Origin of the sequence: Brevibacterium sp. SIMBA_078, from assembly GCF_046534565.1 — a bacterium.
In the GTDB taxonomy this organism is placed as follows: Bacteria; Actinomycetota; Actinomycetes; order Actinomycetales; family Brevibacteriaceae; genus Brevibacterium.
On sequence record NZ_JAWRYQ010000069.1, the window covers coordinates 1 to 359 of the forward strand.

Here is a 359-nt window from a genome sequence, read left to right on the forward strand (position 1 = left end):
TGTGTCTTCAAATCGAGAAATAACGGCGCAAATTGAGCAGCTTCAAGATATGATGACTGTTGAGTTAAATAGTCTAGATTTTAATGCAAAAATAATTGGTAAAACGAAGATTTTAGCGCCAACATTAATTGTTCAAGCAACGCCTGAGGCGTTAGCTGAAATTGAAAAAGATGATCGCGTTGCTAAAGTTTTACCAATGTTCGATCGCGAATTGCATGTTGCAGCAAGCTCTGAATATATCAACGCTAAACCACTTATTACTGACGGTATAGCAAGTGGTAAAGGCCAACGTGTTGCAGTGCTTGATACGGGAATCGACTACACGCATGCGGCATTTGGTGGTGCAGGCACAGTTGAGG

General features: G+C 41.2%; 1 protein-coding gene. It reads left to right on the top strand.

Features of this window, described 5'->3' with window-relative positions; genetic code table 11:
• Positions 1–359 (top strand): hypothetical protein (locus SB749_RS18900; RefSeq protein ID WP_410711654.1); only part of this gene is annotated, 359 nt, incomplete at both ends.